Genomic DNA, 22,190 nt, shown 5'->3' with positions numbered 1-22,190 from the left:
AATCATGCTAAAAAATCTTATAGGAATTATAGCTGTTTTTTTCTTAATTGTTAGCGTGAGCTCTTGTCGTGAAGATTTTAGCACGACAATAAGTACATCTGATAACTTAAGATTTTCAAAAGATACGCTTTATCTAGATACCATTTTTTCAAATATTGGGTCGAGCACTTATCAAATGAAAGTTTACAATCAATCGGATAAAGACATCAGTATTCCGCAAGTGAATTTGGAGAAAGGCGATAATTCTTACTTTCGTTTAAATGTCAACGGACGCTCTGGAAAAATGTTGAATGATGTTGAAATTTTAGCAAATGATAGCATCTTCGTTTTTGTTGAAGTCACCGCAGATATTAAAAACTTAAGTCAAAATGATGTTGAGTTTTTATACACAGATAAATTAATTTTTGACCATGCTTCATCTCAACAAGAAGTGCAACTGGTCAGTCTTATTAAAGATGCAGTATTTTTATTTCCAGAACGTTATCCTGATGGAACAACAGAAACACTTTTATTAGGTTTAGACGCTGATGGTGAAGAAATCCGTATTGATGGATTTTACCTTGAAGATAACGAACTTACAATGACTGACGAAAAACCTTATGTGATATATGGCTTTGCAGGAATTCCACCTCAAAAAACTTTAGAAATTCAGCCAGGCGCACGATTACACTTTCATGAAAATAGTGGTTTAATTGCTGCAAATCAAGCTTCAATTCATGCCATTGGCGATTATAGCAGTGATGCTGAATTATTAGAAAACGAAATTATTTTTGAGTCTGATCGTCTTGAACCAGAATATTCAGATGTGCCAGGCCAGTGGAACTCAATTTGGTTAACGCAGGGCAGTACTAATCATAAGTTTGAGCATGTGACCATCAAAAATGCAAGTGTTGGTCTTTTGATGGATTCAAATGATGGGACAGCAAATCCGACTTTACAAATTAAAAATACACAGATTTACAATTCATCTAATGTTGGATTATTGGCAAGAACTGGTCATGTTGTTGCAGAAAATCTCGTGATTAATAACTCAGGTCAAGCCTCATTAAATTTGTCATTAGGTGGAATTTACGATTTTAAGCATTCGACTTTTGCCAATTATTGGCAGAATAGTTACCGTGAATTTCCAAGTGTTTTGATTGAAAACAAACTTGAAACACAAGATCAAATTTTTGTAGCTGATTTAAAAGCTGATTTTTCAAATTGTATCATTTACGGAAATGAAAATATTGAACTCCTCTATTCAATTTCTGATCAAGCAAATTTTGACGTTAATTTTGATCATTCGTTGATCAGGTTTAATGATTACAGCAATAAATATGCAGATGAAGCAATTTATGATTTTTCAGATTCATCTATTTATCAAAATTTGATTTTAAATGAGAATCCAGAATTCAAAAAACCATTTGATAATGAACTTATTATCAGTGATGAATCTTCAGCAAATGGAACTGCAAATCCAGTAACGGCTAATCAAGTTCCACTTGATCTTTTAGGTATTGACAGAACTTCTAATCCTGATATGGGAGCTTATCAAAGTATACTTTTTGAGGAAGATTAATTTTCTTCTAAATTTTCATTAAAAGCCGAAGGAAGTAGAGTAGGTATCAATTTAATAATGATCGGTAATAGAACGCTTCCGCCTGGAATTGCAAAAATGGCAAGAGAAGGAATGCTTTTAAAAATATCCATCAATTGTCGCTTAACAATTTTCTTTTCATCATGACTTAAGTCAGTGTGAGTTGATTTTTTAAGTAAAATCAAGAGTTCTTTGCTTTGCGAAATCTCTTTTATCAATCGATTTTTATTTCTAATAATTAATAGGGAAGTACTTCTATACGTTTTATCATAAAAATTTTTGATAGGATTCGCATTATTGAAATAAGGAATTTTATCGTAATTCTCTCTTACAAAACTCGATATGCTTTTGATGCTTTCATGAATTTCATCTGATGAAAGTTTAAGAAGTTGACCCAATTCATGAATGAATTTTCGCTCTTGATCATCAACAATTTCATCACTAAAAATACTCATAGCCGCAGCATCCAGAATATAAAGTTTAGTTGATTTATTTTTAAACTGATTGAAATTAATCAAATTGATATTTTCAAAATTCTCAATTTGTGTATCCTGATAGCGCAGTGAGCTTTCTAGTAACTTAATAAGCAATTCTTCGTAATTACTTTTGTTAGATTTTTTATGTAAACCAATACTAATGACGTTGATAAGAGTCGCTTCAAGATGTGATGCAAATTCAATAATTTGCTTGTGACCTTGGCAGAAAGCTTTAAAACACTCAACATCAATATTTAAAAGGGTGTTGGTTACAATATTGCTAAAGTTTTTCTCTAATAAATTTGTCTTTGCTTTGATGCGTTGATGCATCAATTTTTCAATCTGGACATCTGGTTTTGACTTAAAACTAGGCCATTCAAAAAATTTATGTTTCTTTTCAATTTGAATTTGACCATAAAAAGAAATTAATTTATCCTGAAAGTCTGAAAGATCTCGATTTGGAAATTCGATTTGATGGACATAAAACAAAGCGGATAATAGATTAAGCTTTGCTAATTCTTCCCGAGTGTAATTGAGTTTATGTGGAGTAGAAGCATATATTTCATTTAAATTGGTGCCATAAATAAATCCATTTTTTCTTAATAAGGGATATAATTTTTCAGCACCTATATTTTGATTTTTTAAAATATTTAGAAGCTTAATGACCCAAGCATTTGCGGAAGGATTTACACTCATGTTTAATTATCGTTTGCGAGTAAAAGTAATAAAAAAGAGGCTGTTTAGAAAGTCACAAGATTTTGAATTCATCTTATGGTTTTAAAAACAGCCTCAGTTATAAAAATTTTAAAAAGTATTTATTTTTTCAGTGTAATTTCTCTTTTGACTGTATTGAAAGGTCCTTCAACAGGATTATCATTTTCATCAACTAATTGAAGTTCAATAGTATTTTTACCCATTGGCATACCTTTAATTAAATAAGGTTGCCATTTGTCAATTTCAAATTCTTGGCCATTAATTCTAGCCAAAACTTTATTACCATCTTTAGATAAATCCGTGTTGACTAAAAAGAAATCTAATAAAACTTTTTTGGTATCTTTTCCTTCGTAAGTTCCTTTGGGTCTGCTGTAAAATAAGTGTTCAGCTTCAAAGTCAACATCCATTTTCTGATTGTCATTTGGTTCGCCAACTTTTAATTTTCTGACTAAAAATGAATTTTCATTTTTCACAGATTCATGATAAGATCTCGATAAGAATGCTAACATGACGTGCTCACCTTGATCAAATTTTTTAGTCACATCACTCTCATAATGCGCAGAATATGGTTCATTATCAATAATAACATGAATATGTTGTCCTTTATCAGAATTTGCGATGCCTGTCATGTTCTCAGTTTCAGTTGGAATACCTAATTCATAATTTTCGACATCAAACTTAAAAGTCGATTCGCCTTCTTTTAGATCAATTTCTTGTTCGCCTTTCAGTTTTAAGCTTGCATCTGGAAACTTATCAGAGGCATTAAATGGAGTGATACTGATTTTTTTAGCTTCACCAGTTTTCTTCATTTCTTTTTTCTCCTGCTTATCTTCTTTCTTTTCAGTGTTTGTTTGACATGATATTGTCATTACTGAGAGTATTAACAAACTTGCAATAATTTTTGTTTTCATGATTTTATTTTTTTGTTTGAATAAAATTACAAATCAGAAAAATCAACTCAACTCATTTTTTGTTTTATTAACACTTATTTTAGTAAGATTTCTTATTTGAAGTCCAACCTAGTTGAAACAAAAAAGCTGCAAATTATAATAACTTACAGCTTTTTCAATAATTTGATAAAATATTTTAGAAGTTATAAGTGTTATCTTCAGTCACTTTATCAGCGATAATGTTCCTTAATTCAACAACATTTGGATAGTTGTCATACTTCGTAAATCTTTTTAAGCCCATGAGCATCATTTTTTGCTCGTCACCTTCAGCAAATGAAATAATTCCTTCTTTTGCTTTTTGCGAAATTTTTTCAACAGCTTGGTAAAGTCTTAATTTAGCCATTGCAATTTGAACTTTCTGAGCTTCTTCTCCTTCTTTTTTGGCATTCTTTTCAGCTCTTAAAAGAGCAGATTCAGCCATGTAAATCTCGATAAGAATATCTGAAGAAGCTAATAGCAATTGCTGATGATCTTCAAGTTCAGCACCAAATTTTTGTGCGGCACTACCTGATACCATCAAAAAGACTTTTTTCAACTTCTGAAGCATTGCTTTTTCTTCTGAAAATAATTCGGAATAGTCAGGCGTGTCGAAAGATGGAATTCCGGTTAACTCATCAGCGACAGCTTGAGCAGGCCCCATATAATCGATATGACCTTTCATTGCTTTCTTCATAAGCATACCGACTGAAAGCATTCTGTTAATTTCGTTTGTCCCTTCATAAATACGAGAAATACGCGCATCTCTCCAAGCTGATTCCATTGGTGTATCAGCAGAAAAGCCCATACCACCGTAAATCTGGATTCCTTCATCAGTACAATCTTGAGCATCTTCTGAAACTGCAACTTTTAAGATGGAGCATTCAATTGCAAATTCCTCAACACCTTTTAATTCAGCTTCTTGAGGAGAATTTCCGCTTTCTTTTCTTAGGTGAATTCTATCTTCAATATTTTTTGCGGCTCTGTATGAAGCAGCTTCATCAGTATAAACTGCTGTCGCCATTTCAGCTAATTTCGAACGAATGGCTCCAAATTTTGCAATTGGTGTATTGAATTGTACACGGTCATTTGCATATTTAACAGCAGAATCAATCACACGGCGTTGAGCATCTAAGCATGCAGCAGCTAATTTGATACGGCCAACGTTTAAAGCATTCATTGCGATTTTGAATCCTCCATTTCTTTCACCTAAAATGTTTTCAACTGGTACTTTTGTATCGCTAAAGAAAACTTGTCGCGTAGAAGAGGAGTGAATTCCTAATTTTTTTTCTTCTTCTCCTAAAGAGATGCCATTGTCAAGATCTTTTTCGACAATAAATCCGGTGATGTTTTTATCATCTTCAATACGAGCAAAAACAATGAATAAGTCGCAAAAGCCAGCATTGGAAATCCACATTTTTTGACCAGAAATTTTATAGTGCTTTCCATCTTCAGTTAAAACAGCTTTTGTTTTTCCTGAATTTGCGTCAGATCCTGCATCAGGTTCAGTTAAACAATAAGCACCAAACCATTCGCCAGTTGCTAGTTTTGGAATATATTTTTTCTTTTGCTCCTCAGTTCCGTATAATGTAATCGGTAAAGTTCCAATTCCTGTATGTGCTCCAAAAGCTGTTGCAATTGAGCCAGTTGCTCCAGAAATATAATCACAAACCAACATTGTTGAAACGAAATCCATTCCTAAACCATCATATTCTTCAGGAACGGCGACGCCTAAAAATCCGAGCTCACCAGCTTTACGCATAATTTCTTCGGTTAAGTCGTAGTTTTTCTTTTCGAATTCTTCTTTTTTAGGCCATATTTCTCTATCAACGAACTCTTTTACAGAGTCGCGCATCATTTTTTGTTCATCTGAAAAATCTTCTGGTGTGAAGACATCTTCAGCTTTAGTTTCGGTGACAATGAATTGTCCACCGCGAATCATATCATCTTTTGCTTCCATTTTTATTTTTGTTTTAGTATTCAGTAATCTAGTATTTAGTTGATAGTAATTAGTAGTCAGTATTGAGTATCAAGTCATAAGTATTCAGTTGTTTAAGTCATTGATTTGGATTGAATAAGCTTGTATAACATTCTTTGTATTTCATTATTTTCATAATCATGAATAATTTATACTCACCACTCAGTACTCACCACTTATTATTCTATTTTAAAAACTCATAAACGCCTGCAGCACCTTGTCCTGTTCCAACGCACATTGTTACCATAGCGTATTTATCATTAAGTTGACGTTTTCTCATTTCATCAAAAATCTGAACTGAGAGTTTAGCGCCAGTACATCCAAGAGGGTGTCCCATAGCTATTGCGCCGCCATTGACATTCAGAATGTCTTGATTGATGCCGAGTTCTCTTTTCACAGCTAAAGATTGTGAAGCAAAGGCTTCATTTAATTCAATTAAGCTGATATCGTCAAGTTTTAAACCTGCTTGTTTTAAGGCTTTTGGAATTGCTTTCACAGGTCCGATTCCCATAATACGAGGTTCAACACCAACAGCTGCGTAACTGACCAGTCTTGCAATGGGTTCGAGATTTAATTCTTTCACCATCTCTTCGCTCATCACCATCACAAATGCAGCACCATCACTCATTTGTGATGAATTCCCAGCTGTCACACTTCCTTTTTCTGCAAAAACGGGTCTGAGTTTATTTAAAACTTCAATTGATGTATCTGCACGTGGGCCTTGATCTTTATTGACCGTGTATTTTTTAGATTGTTTTTTGTTATTCTTATCGACAAAAATATCTTCAACTTCAATTGGAGCAATTTGATCTTGAAAACGATCTTCTTTTTGAGCTTTTATTGCCTTTTGATGTGAGTTGTAAGCAAATTCATTTTGGTCTTCTTTAGAGACATTGTATTCTTTTGCGACAGCTTCAGCCGTTAGGCCCATTCCCCAATAGTAACTTTCGTTTCCTGCTTTTGCAGTTTTGTAATTCGGAACAGGCTTGTAACCTCCCATAGGGATATAACTCATGCTTTCTGTACCGCCAGCAATAATACAATCGGCCATTCCGCTTTGTATTTTTGCAGTTGCCATTGCAATTGTTTCTAGGCCAGATGCACAATATCTATTTACAGTTACACCAGGAACGGCTTCTGTTTCTAATCCCATTAGAGAGATTAAACGCCCAACATTTAGGCCTTGTTCAGCTTCTGGCATTGCGTTTCCGACAATGACGTCGTCTATTCTATTTTTATCGAATTCAGGCAATTGCTTCATCATATAATTGATGGTTTCAGCAGCCAAATCATCAGGTCTTTTAAACCTGAAAACACCTTTTGGCGCCTTGCCAACTGCTGTTCGATATCCTTTTACTATATATGCTGTTTTCATATTGAATTTTAGATTTCAGAACTTAGACATAAGATTTAATTGTTCTTACTTTCTAAGTTTTGATTAAATTTATAGATTATTTTCTGTATTTCGTTAATATCTTTCTCTAGCTGATTAAGCTTATCGTTGTCAATAAAATTCAAACGATTGCTAATAATAAGCTGAGTATTGAGCTCATTTAAAGATCCTTTAGAAATTGATAAAAACCTTCTAAAATCTTTGTTGCTATTTCTACCAGCTCCTTCAGCAATATTTGATGGAACTGAAATAGCACTTCTTTTTATTTGATCAATCAAACCATATTTTTCAGAAAGAGGTAATTCTCTGATAAGTTGAAACACATTTTCAACTAAATCAATAGACTTCTGCCAAATTTTCAATTCTTTATAATTGTGCATAAATTAAAAACTACTTCTATCTAAAATCTATGGTCTAACATCCAACTTTTAATTCCTTAATGGTTTCCCTTTCTTTATCATGTGTTGTAAACGTTCTAATGTTTTTCTTTCACCACATAATGATAAGAATGCTTCTCGTTCTAAATCGAGTAAGTATTGCTCTGATACATATTGTGGACTCGTTAAATCTCCACCCGACATAACATAAGCTAACTTGTTAGCGATTTTCTGATCGTGTTCACTGATGTATCTACCTGCTTTCATTTGATCTGTACCAACTAAAAATGCACCTAAGGCTTGTCTTCCTAATACTTTAATATTATTGGTTTTGACTGGTTGTGTATATCCGTTTTCTGCCATCATTAAAGCATGTTGCTTTGCTATAGCGAGTTGACGATCACGACTGACAACAACAATGTCTTTTCCGCGTTCTAAGATATTTAAATCATAAGCTTCGTGTGCCGATTTAGCGACTTTAGCCATTCCGATAGTTAGGAAGTTTTCGCGTAAACGATTCAATTCAACATCATCTTTTTGGTAAGTCATTGCTGCACGGCGAGCCATTTCTTTGGATCCGCCTCCGCCAGGAATAACACCAACGCCAAACTCAACTAAACCGATGTAAGTTTCTGCGTGAGCGACAATTTTATCAGCATGCATAGAAATTTCGCATCCGCCACCTAAAGCCATTTGATGTGGCGCAGCAACAACTGGAATTGATGAGTAACGCATACGCATCATCGTGTCTTGGAAATATTTAATCGCGCCATGCAACTCTTCATATTCTTGCTCAACTGCAAACATGAAAATCATACCGATGTTAGCACCAACTGAAAAATTATCACCCGTATTTGAAATGACAACACCATCAAAATCACGTTCAGCAATATCCATGGATGTGTTAATACCATTAAGAACATCGCCACCAATTGAGTTCATTTTGCTTCTGAACTCAATATTTAAAATGCCATCACCTAAATCTGTTGCGACTAAATCTTTATTACTAAAGACTTCATTGCTCTGACGGATATTGTCTAAAATGATAAAGTCATCTTGGCCAGGAATTTTTGCGAAAGATTTTTGATCGATATCATAATATAATGTTTGACCATCTTTAACGCTGTAAAATGAATTGTGTTCGCTTTTGCTAAGTTCTTCAATCCATTCTGCAACTTCGTAGCCTTCAGCTTTCATCAGCTCGATTCCTTTGTCTAGACCTACGGCGTCCCATATTTGGAAAGGACCGTGTTTCCAACCAAATCCAGCTTTCATCGCATCATCAATTTTATATAATGCATCTGTAATTTCAGGAATACGATGTTGTACATAAGCAAATAAAGCTGCAAAATTCTTACGGTAGAATTCTCCAGCTTTATCTTTACCTTCAATTAATATCGGAAAACGATCTGCGACAACATCAACTGATTTTGTTTTGTCCAGCACATCGAATTTTGCACGTTTTTTTTCACGATACTCAAGTGTGTTTAAATCAAGAGATTTGATTTCACTTGAGCCATCTTCTTTCTTAACTTTTTTATAAAAGCCTTGACCAGTTTTGCTTCCCAACCATTTGTTATCCATCATTTTTTCGATGAAATCTGGAAGCTTAAATAAATCATGGCGTTCATCTTTTGGTACATTGTCATAAAGACCATTAGCAACATGAACCAAAGTATCTAAACCAACAACATCAACAGTTCTGAAGGTTGCAGATTTTGGTCTACCGATCACGGGACCAGTCAATTTGTCAACTTCTTCAATTGTCATATCCATTTCTTTAACCATATGGAAAAGACTCATGATGCTGAAAATACCGATTCTGTTACCGATAAATGCAGGCGTATCTTTAGCAACTACAGTTGTTTTGCCTAAGAATTTCTCACCATAATTGTTTAAAAATTCTAAAACTTCTTCTGAGGTCTCAGGACCGGGAATAATCTCTAAGAGTTTGAGGTATCTCGGTGGATTAAAGAAGTGCGTTCCGCAGAAGTGTTTCTTGAAATCATCACTTCTGTCTTTTGTCATAAATTTAATAGGAATACCAGAAGTGTTTGAAGAAATCAAAGTACCTGGCGTTCTATGTTTTTCAAGTTTTTCAAAAACTTGTTGCTTGATGTCAAGACGTTCAACAACGACCTCAATAATCCAATCAACATCTTTAACCTTCTTGATGTCGTCTTCTAAATTTCCTGTTGTAATTCTTTTAGCAAAATCTTGATGATAAATAGGAGAAGGATTAGACTTGAGAGATGTTTTTAAAGCATCATCAACAATTCTATTTCTCACAGACTTATCTTCTAAACTTTTACCTTGTTTCTTTTCTTTTTCGCTGAGTTCATTCGGGACGATGTCTAGCAAAATAACTTCCACACCAATATTGGCGAAGTGACAAGCAATTGCGCTACCCATAATTCCTGAACCAACAACAGCTACTTTTTTGATTCTTCTCTTCATTGATTATGCGTTTTTATAAACTTTATTTTTGTAAATCGATTTTTCTGTAATCATGTCTTGGATTTTCTCAGCCACTTCTAAAAAAGTGTCTAATTTTTCCTGAGGAATATTTTCCTTTACCGCTTGATCAAAACCTAACACAACCTCTTTGGAGAAGTCGCGCATATCAAGGCCAAAATCTGTCAGGTGTATTAAAACACTTCTTCCATCTTTGGGATTTTTAGTACGTGTGATCAAACCTTTGTCTTGCATGTTCTTTAAAGTTCTTGACAAGCTCGTTGACTCAACACCCATTTTTGGACCTAAAGCAGTTGATGGCGTTCCTTTTTCAGGGTCAATGCTTAACAAAGCAAAGCCTGTTGACATTGTGCTTCCTTTTTTAGCAGCCTCTTCATTATACATTTTAGTCACGGCAATCCAAGTTGATTTTAATATGTAATCTATTGTTTTGTCTCTCATTTTTATTTTATAGTCCTCCAAATGTAATAAAAATTTACTATGCACGCATAATAAATTGAAAAATTTATGAGCTCTTTTTTCTTTTCTTCATAAAATTCTGAATAAGTTTTATCTTCGTCGCATGAATGCATCAAAACTGCAAACACCGATTGAATATCTAAAAGGGGTTGGACCTCAAAAAGCTGAAGTTCTTAAAAAGGAATTTGATGTTTTTGTGTTTCAGGATCTTCTAAATATTTTTCCGAATAGATATATAGACAAATCATCATACAGAAAAATTTCTGAGTTAAGAGAGGCTTCAGTTGAAGTTCAGATTATTGGAAAAATTACAGGTATTCGTTATGTGAAGCAGAAAAAGGGAAAACGTTTAGTTGCCGATTTTGAAGATGAAACCGGACATATTGAGTTAGTTTGGTTTCGCTCATATAAATGGATTCTTGATAAACTAAAAACAAATGTAACGTATGTTGTTTTCGGAAAATTGAATTATTTTAATGGACAATTTAGCATTGCCCATCCTGAAATTGAACTTCTTGAAACACATAAGAATAAAGGAAGAATTCCACTTCAACCTGTCTATCCTTCTTCAGAAAAACTCATCCGAAAAGGAGTTTCAAATACATTGTTGATGAAGTCGATTTATCAATTGCTATCAACAGCGCAATCTGTTTTTGTCGAAAATTTACCTAAATCGATTTGTGAAGATTTAAAGCTGATGGATAGAGCAGAAGCGATGCGACATATTCATTTTCCGAAAAGCTTAGATCATTTATCGAAAGCACAGTTTAGGTTTAAGTTTGAAGAATTCTTTTTTGTACAACTTCGATTACTCAGACAAAAAATTGTTAACCAAAAAAAAATTAAAGGATACACTTTTTCAAAAGTCGGCACATACTTTAATGAATTTTATAAAAACGGATTGAGTTTTGAATTGACTAACGCTCAAAAACGTGTGTTACGAGAAATCAGAAAAGATGTCGGTAGCAATGCACAAATGAACCGTTTATTACAAGGCGATGTAGGCTCTGGTAAAACGATTGTTGGTTTTATGAGTATGTTGATGGCGATTGATAATGGCTTTCAGGCTTGCTTAATGGCACCAACAGAAATTCTTGCGCAACAACATTATGAAGGTATTTCAGAGTTGTGTGAATCTTTAGACTTGAATGTTGCCGTTCTGACAGGTTCTTCAAAAACGAAGGAAAGAAAAAAGATTCATGACGATTTGATGAGTGGAGAGTTGCATTTGCTTATTGGGACGCATGCCTTGATAGAAGATAAAGTTCAATTTAAAAATTTAGGTCTTGCCATTATTGATGAGCAACACAGATTTGGTGTTAAACAACGTGCAAAATTATGGAAAAAAAATGATTTGCCACCACATGTTTTGGTGATGACAGCGACACCGATCCCACGAACTTTAGCAATGAGTTTGTATGGAGATCTTGATATTTCAGTTATAGATGAACTTCCTCCAGGCCGAAAACCCATTAAAACTGTTCATCGGTTTGATAGCCATCGATTGAGTGTTTTTCAGTTTATTCGTGATGAAATTGATAAAGGCAGACAAGTTTATATTGTTTATCCGCTCATTGAAGAATCTTCAAATTTTGATTACAAAGACTTGATGGATGGTTATGAAAGTATTGCGCGCGATTTCCCAATGCCAAAATATCAAACCTCTATTTTGCATGGACAAATGAAACCTGAAGATAAGGCTTATGAAATGCAACGTTTTGCAGAAGGGAAAACACATATTATGGTGGCAACAACCGTGATAGAAGTTGGTGTTAATGTGCCTAATGCAAGTGTCATGATTATTGAAAGTGCTGAGCGATTTGGTTTATCACAATTACATCAATTACGTGGACGTGTTGGGCGAGGAGCAGAGCAAAGTTATTGTATATTAATGACAGGTAAGAAATTAGGTGAAGATGCAAAAACCAGAATGCAAGCCATGACGCAAACCAATGACGGATTTAAACTTTCAGAAATTGACTTAAAATTACGCGGCCCAGGAGATTTAATGGGAACGCAACAAAGTGGTGTTTTAGATTTAAAAATCGCTGATTTAGTTAAAGATAATCAGCTCTTAAAAACGGCGAGAAGTTATGCGCAACATATTGTAAAAAACGATCCAGGATTTGAACATCCAGAGCATCAAGTTTTAATTTCAACTTACAATCAACTGACTAAAGGAAAAACAATCTGGAATTACATCTCATAAATGATAAGAATAGCTAGCAGTAAACCATAATCTGTTTCTAAAACCTGAAACGAGATAATCATCAGTTCGCCAGTCTAACCCGATTTCAAAATCACTTTTTGAGTTAATCAAAAAACCTAAGCCTAAATAAACTCTATTTTCAATATCATCAGATTGAGATTCTCTGATATAAAGTGTTTCAAGTGACGTTACTAAATATTTGTCTCCAGTTGATAACGCTTCCTCTTTAAATTTGAAAACAGTTTTGACACGATATCTGAATCTAAATGTTGGCTTCTCATCAGAAAAAGTTTGATCCGTTCGCAAACGATGACTTATAGGTAAACCAGCAATTGCCTTTTTAAAAGAAAATTGTTGAGTCATTCTGTGATAATAGCGATTACCTTCTTTAATCCTGAATAGATAACCTACACCAACCGAAGATTTTTCAGAAGTGATGAAACCTAAAATATTTTGGACATCAATTTTATTGAATTGAAGGTTGAAGTTATCTTCTTTATTGTAGAAAATTTCTTGTAATTCAAAGCCATGTTTGACAAAAACACGTTCAGATAATTTATAGTCTAAATTAAATTCAGGAATAACACCTATTGAAAATCTCTGTTGCGCTTGCATTTGAGAATGACTTAAAGCGAAAAAAGTAATAAGAATTATAAAATACTTGATGAGATTTACTGAATTCATAAAAAATAATTACAAAAGATGCATCTAATTTTAGTTTTTCAAAAAGCAAGCAATTTAAGATTCTAACTGATATAAATGAGATAAAAGCACTTTTTCATTTAACAATAATTGTCAAAAATGAAATACTTTAAATCTTGCTTAATTCAATGTTGCAAAATAAATCAATTTTGGGCTAATGCTTGACGACTCTTGTATCTTTTTTAAGAATTCTATCAGGAAATTTTATTTATAATTGTAAGATTATTTATCTTCAATTCATGCTTTCAGAATTTCAACAACTTTTATCTGATCAATTTCCGGAATTAAAAGAATCTTCTTTTTTGATTGCATGCAGCGGAGGCGTGGATAGTATGGTTTTGACAGATTTATGTTTAAAAAGTCATTTGGATTTTGCTTTGGCACATTGCAATTTTCAGCTCAGAGAAAACGAAGCTGATAAGGATGAAGCATTTGTGAAAGATTATGCTCATCAAAATAAGGTCAAAATTTTTAATCAAACTTTTGATACACATGCTTTTGCTGAAAAAGAAAAACTTTCTATTCAAGAAGCAGCAAGGAAATTGAGGTACACGTGGTTTAAAGAATTGTTGAAAAACACCAAGTATGATTATCTCATCACTGCGCATCACCTTAACGATTCCATAGAAACTTTCATGATTAATTTATTTCGCGGAACTGGATTAGCGGGTTTAACCGGAATACCAGATAAAAATGATAAGATTCTTAGACCTTTATTGGTTTTCTCGCGAGCGCAAATTGAAGATTATGCAAATAAGAATGAATTAAAATGGAAGGAAGATGTCACGAATGCTTCAACAAAATATGTTAGAAACGCAATTCGACATGAAGTGACTCCTGTTTTAGAAAAACAAACGCCTCAATTTTACGCGTCTTTCTTAAAAACCTTAGATCATTTAAAAGCAGATCAAAATTTATTAAACGATTATATTTCTCAAATAAAAGCTGAGGTTTGTGTTAGTGATAAACAAAAGCTTAAGATTTCAATTGAGAAGTTAAAGACTTACAAAAACGAGAAAACAGTTTTATTTCATTTATTAAAAGATAAAGGATTTAAATCTTGGGATAATATAGTCGATTTACTTACTGCAGAAACAGGGAAATTCAAGAAAAGTCACACACATATTTTGATGAAAGATAGAGAATTTTTGATTTGTGAAAAACTTCAAGATAAGCTAAAAGCTGATGAGGTTATCGAAATTAATTCTATCACAGATAAAGTTTGTATTGATGGATATCAAATTACATTAAATAAAACTGATTTTGAGTTAAATAACTATAAAAATCAGGCGCATATTAATCCTAAAAAACTTAATTTTCCACTTTTTCTAAGAAAGGTTAAAAGTAATGACAAATTTTCTCCTTTAGGAATGACATCTCGAAAGAGAGTTTGGGATTATTTAAAGGATAAAAAAGTTCCTGTTTTAGATAGGAAACAACAATGGGTATTGACTGATAAAACTAATATTATTTGGGTTGTCGGGCATCAAATAGATGAAAATTATAAAGTGTTAAATAAAGATCAAAAATGCATAAAAGTAGTTTTAGTAAAGCCTTAAGGCGAATGTTTTTGTTAACCTTTTTAGGTGTTATGTTTAGTGCAAACGCACAATTTGGTTATGATCCTAGTGATGAAGTAGACCCGATTAGTTTTTCAACTGAGGTTGAGCAAGATTCAGAAGATGTTTACATCGTTAAAGTCACTGCGAAGTTGGTTGACGGCTGGCATTTGCCTTCCCAGCGGTTACTGAAAGAAGACGAATTAGGGCCAGAGCCAACTGAATTGAATTTTTCTTTTGAAGGAAGTGAAGCTTATGAAATAATAGGTGAAACCATTGAGCCAGAAGGGATAGAAGCTTATGATGAAATTTTCAGAACAGACTTAAAATACTTCTTAGAATCTGTCACTTTTGAACAGAAAATCAAAGTTGTAGACGCGAGTGAAAAACTTAATTTAGAAATTTTATTTTCTGTTTGTGACGATGAAAAATGTTTACCACAAGATCAAAAGTACTATACTTATGAAGTTGTCGATGGTGCTTTAACTCTTGTTGATAACGAAAAAGTTGAGATTACTGAAGCAGATTCAGAGCTTCAAAATCAATTAAAAGTTGATATAAAAAACACTAAATCTTTTTCTAAAGATTTAGAAAGAAGTGAAGAAGAATCAAGTATTTGGACAGTCTTCTTTTTAGGTTTTATAGGTGGTTTTATCGCATTATTAACACCCTGCGTTTTCCCAATGATTCCTTTAACAGTTTCATTTTTCACAAAAAGCGCGACTAATAAACGCTTAGGTATGATGAATGCAATCCTTTATGGCGTATTCATTTTTGCAATTTACGTTTTATTAAGCTTACCTTTCCATTTACTTGACTCAGTTAATCCTGAGATTCTCAATAATATTTCGACAAATACAACTTTAAATATCATCTTCTTTGTGATTTTTATGGTTTTTGCTTTCTCATTTTTCGGATATTATGAAATCACTTTACCCAATTCTTGGAGTGATAAATTAGACCAAAAAGCAACATCAGTTGGTGGTGTTATTGGCATCTTTTTTATGGCATTAACTTTAGCTATTGTTTCTTTCTCATGTACAGGTCCAATTTTAGGATCATTGTTAGGAGGTTCGCTGTCAGCAAGTGGAGGCGCAATGTTATTAAGTTTTGGTATGGCAGGTTTTGGTTTGGCATTAGCTTTACCATTTGCTTTATTCGCTTTATTCCCAAACTGGTTAAACTCATTACCAAAAAGTGGTGGATGGTTAAATACAGTAAAAGTTGTTCTTGGATTTTTAGAAGTTGGTTTAGCTTTCAAATTTTTATCAAACGCTGACTTAGTTGAAAACTGGGGCTTTCTTAAACGTGAAGTTTTCATTGGAATATGGGTTGTCGTTGGACTTTTACTTACCTTATATTTATTTGGTAAAATTAGATTTCCACACGATGGACCAAAACAACCTTTATCTAAAGGAAGATTAATGATTGCTACAGTTTGTTTAGCATTTACAGTTTATTTATTACCAGGTTTAACAAATACTTCATATGCAAACTTAAAATTATTGAGTGGTTTCCCACCTCCATTATTTTACAGTCTTTATCCATCAGATGCAAACGAAGGAAACGGACCATTAGGTCTCACAGCTTATCATGAATTTGAAAAAGGTGTTGCCTTTGCAAAAGAGCAAAATAAGCCAATATTACTTGACTTTACCGGTTGGGCATGTGTTAACTGCCGAAAAATGGAAGAACAGGTTTGGAGTATACCTGAGGTTTACCAAACCATTAAAGATGATTACGTTCTCATATCTCTTTATATTGACGAAAGAAAAGAGCTTTCTGAAGATGAAAAATTTACAATAGAACGTGATAATGGAACAGTTAAACATATTAGAACTGTTGGCGACAAGTGGGCGACATTTCAGACCTTAAATTTTAAGAACAACTCTCAACCTTTTTATGTGTTATTGTCACCTGAGCTTGAGCTCTTAAATTCACCTTCAGGATATGAATCAAACTCTGACAAGTATCTTGAATGGTTAAAAAAAGGTGTTGAGAACTTTAAAAGTAAATAAGACAAATCTTAATATCGATAAGTATTTTTCAGAAAACGATCTCATGATGAGATCGTTTTTGTTTTGAAAATAATTTGACTTATTAAACTTATTTTAAAATTTGTGTTTGCTTAATTATTAATGATTTTTTTGAATTATAGATAATAAAATTGAAGATAAGCTTTGTTCTAAATGCTTAGAAAAGAAATCATACTTTTTTATATTTAAATTGATAAATTAAAAAACCATTTAGATGTCACATCTAAATGGTTTAAATAAGTCTTATTTTAAGTGAAATTTATTCCTTGCGAAGTTCAATTAAACCCTTCAGCTCTTTCCCGTATAATGACTTCTTAACCTTACGATTTAATGTTTTATAAATGGTATCAAGATACTTGACATTGGCATCATAGATTTCTGCGACAGTAACATAAGGTGCAACTTCTAAATCTTTATTATTGACAGCAAAATTGACTGTATAAAGGTATTTTCTTTTAAGAAGAGAGTTGAATTGCTTGGTCAAGCTATCAATTTGTTTAATGTCATTTTCGTTAGTTTCATCTAACTTTAACCCAGCTGCAATTAGATCAAGATTTTTATTATTAAATTTATTAATCATCTCGTTGTATTCTTCATATTTTGAGTGATTTTTAGAGGCTGTCTCAATTTTTACTTTATTTGAGAAGTTCTTCATTTTAGTCTGAATGTCATAATCACCAGTTTCAGCAAAAAACTTGATGATCTCTTGATTTTCATCACCACTGTTATCGTCTAACCTTAAAAACATAATTTGTGGTTCATCAATGTGAGCTTCAAAGCTAAAATGAGCATCTCCACTTATCATCAGAGAGTCTAAGCTTTGAAAACTTGAATCAGCGTATTTTTCTAAAAACAATTTCCCTTTTTTGAGACCATCAACATAACCTGTGACATTCAAATTTGATTCCTTAGAGGATTGGCAAGAAATGATGAAAGATAAAGTAAGTAAACTAAATAATATTTTTTTCATGAGTAATTAAATGTGTTATAAATTTGAAGCACCTTCCATTAAAAAAGTCGTTAATAAAGCAGCGTAAGTACCAACAACATAACCAAATACAGCAAGTAATACGCCAACACTTGCTAGTGAAGGGTGAAATGCACTTGCTACAACTGGAGCAGAAGCAGCACCGCCCACGTTTGCTTGACTACCAACAGCCAAAAAGAAGTAAGGCGCTTTAATGAGTTTTGCAACCAATATGAGTAACCCAGCATGTATAGCCATCCAAACTAAACCAATCAGGATTAAGCCTGGATTTTCAAAAACCATGCTTAAATCCATTTTCATACCGATAGTGGCTACCAAGAAGTAGATAAAAACGCTACCTAAAGTACTTGCGCCAGCACCTTCATATTTTTTCGCTTTTGTAAAAGATAAAGCCACTCCAATAGTTGTGGCTATTGTAATCATCCAAAAGAATTTAGAAGTAAATGAAGATAAAGAAGACGTCTTGTCATTAAATACATCGAAATTTGTTGTCAAATATGATGAAATTCCATCTGCACCCCAATGTGCAATCCCAACAGCTGTAAATGCAATACCAAGCATAACCATATAGTCTGTTAGATTTGGTTTGCGTGAAACACTTTTTGTGTAGTTTGTGACGCGTTCTTTCAAATTTTCAATAGCAGTTGTATCTGACTTTAACCATTTGTCAATTGCATTTTTACGCCCGATTCCTAAAAGAATAATTGCCATCCATAAATTGGCAACAACAATGTCAACGAGTACCATTCCGCCATATTTCTCTGGATTATATTTGAAAATTTCAAGCATCGCGGCTTGGTTAGCACCGCCGCCAATCCAGCTTCCCGCTAAGGTTGAAAGCCCTCTCCAAACAGCATCAAAGCCTTGTCCGCCAACTGTTTCAGGAGAGAAAGTTGAGATGATCAAAATCGCTAATGGACCTCCAATAACAATACCCACCGTTCCTGTGAAGAACATAATCAATGCTTTAAATCCTAGATTTTTTATTGCTTTTAAGTCAATACTAATTGTCATTAAAACAAGTGAAGCTGGTAGGAAATAACGACTCGCGACATGGTATAAACTTGATGTAGAGTCATCAATAATTCCTAAAGAATTAAAAATAGCTGGAATCAAATAACACATTAATAGAGCAGGGACAAACTTGTAAAACTTAGCCCAGAAACCTGTTTTCTTTGAAGATGTATAAAAAATAAGCCCAATGCTGAGCATTAAAATACCTAAAACAATCGCGTCATTGTTAAAATAAGTAGAAGGGTTATCCATAACTTGTATCTAAAATTTAAAAAATAAAATGAAAATTCAACACTACTAAAATTAATTGGAATTAGCATGTAGTTTGATGAATTTTTCGATGTCATCAATAAGCTTTTGTGAAACAGGATGCTCAGGATCATTATATGATTTCATATTGACTTGTTGCCCGCTAACTATTTTTAAAACATGATTCATATCCTCAATAATCAGTAACTCAGAGTTTTTTGCAGATTTATGCAGATCTTCTGCATCAGAAACAGGAACTTGAAGATCTCTATCGCCATTAACGACCAAAATTGGTAAATCATTTAGTTTTTCTATTTCTAAAGAAGGATCATATTTCATATAATTAACAATGAATTTTTGATTCTGTTTTGCAAAAATAGATAAGATTATCGGGTTATCCATGCCAACTAATTTAGAATTGTTTTGAAGCCTTTTAAAATTGTCTTTGACTTGATCTAACAATTGTGGCATTTGTTTTTCTATTTGTTCAATGATAATTTCATCGGCAGTTCTTGAAGTGCCTGAAAGTGATATTATTGAAGCGACTATCTCTTTTTGAGCCGCCAATATTGCAACTAAAGAGCCTTGACTGTGACCAATAAGATGAATGTTAGTGTAGCCTTTATCTTTAAAATGTTGAATAATTTCTATTTGATCATTAACAAAATCATCAAATAAAATTGTATCATTTAGGTTTTGATCTCGCAACATTTTCACAGTTCGCTTATCGTATGTAAATGTGTTTATTCCTTTATTGTTAAGTGCTTCATAAAGCATTTTACTATGATCACTTTTTAATCCAGATCCGTTTCCATTACGATCAGTAGGTCCAGAGCCTTGTATTAAAATCGCTAGAGGAGCATTACTATCGATCTTCACAAAAGTCCCTTCAATAAATTGATTAATTTTTAGTGTATCAGTTTGTGCAGAAATTTTAGTTATGAGGCAAAGAAAAAGTATAAGTAAAAAGTGTTTCATTTTTTTAGATTTTATTATGTAAAAATATAATTAAAGTCTCCATCGTCATTATATATTTGAAAAAAAAAATAATTTAAAAGATGAAGCACTTATTACTATTGATGTTTTTAGTTCAATTCACAAATATCAAAGCTAGTGAAGATTGGGGGCAAAATGGTCACAGAGTTATAGGTGAAGTGGCCGAACAAAATTTATCTAAAAAAGCTAAAAGAAAAATCAATCGTTTGCTCAAAGGTGATGGTTTAGCCATGATTTCAACTTATGCCGATGAAATTAAAAGTGATTTAAAGTATGATGAATTTAAGGCTTGGCATTATGCGAATGTTGATTTTGACAAAACATATAATGAGTCTGAAAAAAATGAACAAGGTGATATTGTTATTGGTATCAATAAATGTGTATCCATATTAAAAGATAAGTCTGCTTCAGAAAAAGATAAAATCTTTCATCTTAAAATGTTGGTTCATTTAATAGGAGATATGCACCAACCTTTGCATTTTGGATTGAAAGAGGATCGTGGAGGAAATGATTTCAAAGTTAAATGGTTTTATAAAGAATCAAACATTCACCGTGTTTGGGATACTCAAATGATTGAAAGTTACAAAATGAGCTACACGGAGTTAACAGATAACCTTCCAGTATTGTCAAAAGCTCAAACAAAATTTGTTAAGTCAGGTGAAGTTGTAGATTGGGTTGAAAGCACAAGAGGCTTAACTAAAAAGATTTATGGCGAGACTGAAGAAAACACTAATTTAAGTTACAGATATATGTATGACTGGTTTGATGTCGTCAGAATGCAACTTAAAAAAGGAGGTCTTCGATTAGCAACGATCCTTAATGATATTTATGGATAATCTTTTTAGATTTAGAGATTTTGTTGTGAGTGATATGCTTTTGTCTAGAAGACTTAAATCTACTCACATCATCTAATCTTAATTTTTGATGTTTAGCGCTTCTTCCTTGAACGCGTTTGCGCCACATTTTAAAGCTTGAAGCTTTCATGTGTTTGCGCATCAATTTAATAACATCATTTTCATCAATACCAAATTGAAAGTGAATAGCTTCAAATGGCGTGCGATCTTCCCACGCCATTTCTATTATCCTGTCAATTTCTCTTTCTGTAAATTCTTTTATCATAATTATATATAAATGTAAGCCCACCAAATCAAGAAGAATTGAAGAGGGATTCTTAATATTAATATCCATTGCGGAATACCTCTTGACGTCTTCTTGTTTCTCAACATATTAAAATGAACAATTAAGAAGATGAAAAGCATCAATATGATGCCTGTCGCTGATATAGATCTAGTTTGACTAAACAGCAAACCAATAGCTAAAATGATTTCAATCAAACCTGCTAACAAATTCAACTTTGATTTCTGAGGAAGAAAGTCAGGAATAATTGCGATATACATTCTAGGTTTGATAAAATGCATGGCGCCAGCAAGTACATATATAATAGACATAAAAATTAAACCTGTATCCATAGATTACTAAATTACTAAAAATGAAAACATGTAAGCAATTAGTACTAAAAAATTATACTAAGATTTAGAAATGTTGGTATTTCATAAGAAGCGAAATTTGATATTAATTTTTTTAAATAAATTTCCATTTCTAACCCCTTGGTTTTCTATTGATTAAAATTTATTTCAAATTTCTTTTAAAAAGTTCATTGTTAAGATGAAAAAAGGTTGTAGTTTTGCACCCGCAATAACGCATTGCATGATCATTGAGAGTTGGGTGTTAGAGAAGGGTTTTAGGGGGATAAGATCTTTTGTTGGTTTGAGTTTTAAAGAGGTTCAAAAAAATAAAAAATTTTTCTCAAAAACATTTTGTCAAAGTAAAAATTAGTTTTACATTTGCATCCGCAAAATAACAGAACTTATCAGCAGGGATGTTGAGGGTTTGGCAAGAATTTTTTAAAGAAGTTCATTGACATATTGAATTGACAATTTTAAGTGCTAGAGATAGTATTTAGATGTATAATGAAGCATTAAGACTAGAAGTTAATTTTGAGTTTTTATTTGGAGAGATTTGAATAAATAGTTGTAGAGTCTATTTAAGATATTTAAAAG

The 22,190-nt window shown here is 32.8% G+C and carries 18 protein-coding genes; 5 read left to right on the top strand and 13 right to left on the bottom strand.

The window, feature by feature from the left end; all coding sequences use genetic code 11:
- Window positions 1–4 precede the first annotated feature (4 nt).
- Window positions 5–1,561: a hypothetical protein gene (locus BLV84_RS04180; protein WP_093240133.1), complete on the top strand. Its 1,557-nt coding sequence runs from the start codon at window positions 5–7 to the stop codon at window positions 1,559–1,561.
- Here the strand turns inward: BLV84_RS04180 and BLV84_RS04175 are convergent.
- The 7 genes from BLV84_RS04175 to BLV84_RS04145 form a co-directional block, all read right to left on the bottom strand.
- The gene (locus BLV84_RS04175; protein WP_093240129.1) at window positions 1,558–2,751 is read right to left on the bottom strand and encodes an LETM1-related biofilm-associated protein; all 1,194 of its coding nucleotides are present in this window, start codon (window positions 2,749–2,751) and stop codon (window positions 1,558–1,560) included. The genes BLV84_RS04180 and BLV84_RS04175 overlap by 4 nt on opposite strands.
- A 119-nt stretch (window positions 2,752–2,870) precedes the next feature.
- Window positions 2,871–3,680 (bottom strand): hypothetical protein, encoded by an 810-nt coding sequence (locus BLV84_RS04170; protein ID WP_093240125.1) that lies wholly within the window; start codon window positions 3,678–3,680, stop codon window positions 2,871–2,873.
- Window positions 3,681–3,855: 175 nt separating this feature from the next.
- Complete coding sequence (locus BLV84_RS04165; RefSeq protein ID WP_093240121.1) at window positions 3,856–5,655, bottom strand: acyl-CoA dehydrogenase family protein; 1,800 nt, start codon at window positions 5,653–5,655, stop codon at window positions 3,856–3,858.
- A gap of 202 nt (window positions 5,656–5,857) precedes the next feature.
- Window positions 5,858–7,048 carry an acetyl-CoA C-acyltransferase gene (locus BLV84_RS04160; protein WP_093240117.1) on the bottom strand — a complete coding sequence of 397 codons (1,191 nt, stop codon included), beginning with the start codon at window positions 7,046–7,048 and terminating at the stop codon, window positions 5,858–5,860.
- 35 nt (window positions 7,049–7,083) lie between these two features.
- Window positions 7,084–7,446 carry a four helix bundle protein gene (locus BLV84_RS04155; RefSeq protein ID WP_093240114.1) on the bottom strand — a complete coding sequence of 121 codons (363 nt, stop codon included), beginning with the start codon at window positions 7,444–7,446 and terminating at the stop codon, window positions 7,084–7,086.
- Between the two features lie 48 nt (window positions 7,447–7,494).
- Window positions 7,495–9,900 carry a 3-hydroxyacyl-CoA dehydrogenase/enoyl-CoA hydratase family protein gene (locus tag BLV84_RS04150; protein WP_093240109.1) on the bottom strand — a complete coding sequence of 802 codons (2,406 nt, stop codon included), beginning with the start codon at window positions 9,898–9,900 and terminating at the stop codon, window positions 7,495–7,497.
- 3 nt (window positions 9,901–9,903) lie between these two features.
- Entirely contained in the window at window positions 9,904–10,359 is a 456-nt protein-coding gene (locus BLV84_RS04145; protein WP_093240104.1) for a MarR family winged helix-turn-helix transcriptional regulator, read from the bottom strand.
- A 121-nt stretch (window positions 10,360–10,480) separates the two neighbouring features.
- On the opposite strand from BLV84_RS04145, the gene recG reads away from it, so the two are divergent.
- Entirely contained in the window at window positions 10,481–12,586 is a 2,106-nt protein-coding gene (recG, locus tag BLV84_RS04140; RefSeq protein ID WP_093240099.1) for an ATP-dependent DNA helicase RecG, read from the top strand.
- On the opposite strand, the gene BLV84_RS04135 is transcribed toward recG, so the two are convergent.
- Complete coding sequence (locus BLV84_RS04135) at window positions 12,581–13,270, bottom strand: DUF2490 domain-containing protein (protein ID WP_093240096.1); 690 nt, start codon at window positions 13,268–13,270, stop codon at window positions 12,581–12,583. The genes recG and BLV84_RS04135 overlap by 6 nt on opposite strands.
- Window positions 13,271–13,527: 257 nt before the next feature.
- On the opposite strand from BLV84_RS04135, the gene tilS reads away from it, so the two are divergent.
- Together tilS and BLV84_RS04125 are read left to right on the top strand one after the other, a co-directional pair.
- Complete coding sequence (tilS, locus tag BLV84_RS04130; RefSeq protein WP_093240091.1) at window positions 13,528–14,847, top strand: tRNA lysidine(34) synthetase TilS; 1,320 nt, start codon at window positions 13,528–13,530, stop codon at window positions 14,845–14,847.
- On the top strand, window positions 14,817–16,865 hold the full coding sequence (locus BLV84_RS04125; protein ID WP_234953092.1) for a protein-disulfide reductase DsbD family protein: 2,049 nt from the start codon (window positions 14,817–14,819) through the stop codon (window positions 16,863–16,865). The genes tilS and BLV84_RS04125 overlap by 31 nt, the downstream gene beginning before the upstream one ends.
- Before the next feature lie 277 nt (window positions 16,866–17,142).
- On the opposite strand, the gene BLV84_RS04120 is transcribed toward BLV84_RS04125, so the two are convergent.
- Genes BLV84_RS04120 through BLV84_RS04110 form a run of 3 tightly spaced genes read right to left on the bottom strand, consistent with a single transcriptional unit; the run spans window position 17,143 to window position 20,112 of the window.
- Window positions 17,143–17,853 carry a DUF4369 domain-containing protein gene (locus BLV84_RS04120; RefSeq protein ID WP_093240082.1) on the bottom strand — a complete coding sequence of 237 codons (711 nt, stop codon included), beginning with the start codon at window positions 17,851–17,853 and terminating at the stop codon, window positions 17,143–17,145.
- Between the two features lie 15 nt (window positions 17,854–17,868).
- Window positions 17,869–19,137 carry a DUF819 family protein gene (locus BLV84_RS04115; protein ID WP_093240077.1) on the bottom strand — a complete coding sequence of 423 codons (1,269 nt, stop codon included), beginning with the start codon at window positions 19,135–19,137 and terminating at the stop codon, window positions 17,869–17,871.
- A gap of 51 nt (window positions 19,138–19,188) precedes the next feature.
- Window positions 19,189–20,112, bottom strand: a complete 924-nt coding sequence (locus BLV84_RS04110) for an alpha/beta hydrolase family protein (protein WP_093240074.1) — start codon at window positions 20,110–20,112, stop codon at window positions 19,189–19,191.
- A gap of 80 nt (window positions 20,113–20,192) precedes the next feature.
- On the opposite strand from BLV84_RS04110, the gene BLV84_RS04105 reads away from it, so the two are divergent.
- The gene (locus tag BLV84_RS04105; RefSeq protein WP_093240070.1) at window positions 20,193–20,966 is read left to right on the top strand and encodes a S1/P1 nuclease; all 774 of its coding nucleotides are present in this window, start codon (window positions 20,193–20,195) and stop codon (window positions 20,964–20,966) included.
- Here the strand turns inward: BLV84_RS04105 and BLV84_RS04100 are convergent.
- Both BLV84_RS04100 and BLV84_RS04095 read right to left on the bottom strand, forming a co-directional pair.
- Window positions 20,947–21,249 carry a TIGR03643 family protein gene (locus tag BLV84_RS04100; protein WP_093240066.1) on the bottom strand — a complete coding sequence of 101 codons (303 nt, stop codon included), beginning with the start codon at window positions 21,247–21,249 and terminating at the stop codon, window positions 20,947–20,949. The genes BLV84_RS04105 and BLV84_RS04100 overlap by 20 nt on opposite strands.
- Window positions 21,250–21,251: 2 nt before the next feature.
- Window positions 21,252–21,599, bottom strand: coding sequence for a DoxX family protein (locus BLV84_RS04095; RefSeq protein WP_093240062.1), 348 nt, complete (start codon window positions 21,597–21,599; stop codon window positions 21,252–21,254).
- Window positions 21,600–22,190 lie beyond the last annotated feature (591 nt).

The organism is Psychroflexus halocasei, from assembly GCF_900107595.1.
GTDB lineage: Bacteria > Bacteroidota > Bacteroidia > Flavobacteriales > Flavobacteriaceae > Psychroflexus > Psychroflexus halocasei.
This window is presented reverse-complemented; position numbering and strand designations above follow the sequence as displayed.